At 68.9% G+C, this 460-nt stretch carries 1 pseudogene; it reads left to right on the top strand.

The window, feature by feature from the left end:
- Nucleotides 1-460 (top strand): annotated as a pseudogene (locus AX702_RS16480) (DDE-type integrase/transposase/recombinase); the annotation flags it as partial.

The raw sequence follows: 460 nt of genomic DNA, 5'->3' as shown, positions 1-460 counted from the left end.
AGGCGGACATGGGCTACCGGCGGGAGGTGCAGCCGCTGCCGAAGCTGGGGCCGTTCCAGGCGAGACTGAACGCGTTGCTGGAGGAAGATGAGGCACGGCCGCGGCGCGAGAAGCTGCGCCTCACGCGTATCCACGACCTGTTGCTGCGCGAGGGGTTCGACGGCTCATACGACGCGGTGCGCCGCTATGCCGCCCGCTGGCGGGAGGCGCGGCGCCGGGACGTGATGAATGCGCCAGCGTTCATCCCGCTGCTGTTCCGACCGGGCGAGGCGTATCAGTTCGACTGGAGCCACGAGGACGTGGAGATCTCGGGCAAGCCGATGCGCGTGAAGGTCGCGCATGTCCGGCTGTGCGCGTCGCGGGTCATGTATGTGCGCGCCTATCCGCGCGAGACACAGGAGATGGTGTTCGACGCGCATGCGCGGGCATTCGCCTTCTTCGGAGGCGTGCCGACGCGCGG

The organism is Sphingomonas sp. CCH5-D11 (assembly GCF_001557395.1).
GTDB lineage: Bacteria > Pseudomonadota > Alphaproteobacteria > Sphingomonadales > Sphingomonadaceae > Sphingomonas.
The sequence above is the reverse complement of the archived record's forward strand: the minus strand, read 5'-3'. Positions and strand labels throughout refer to the sequence as shown.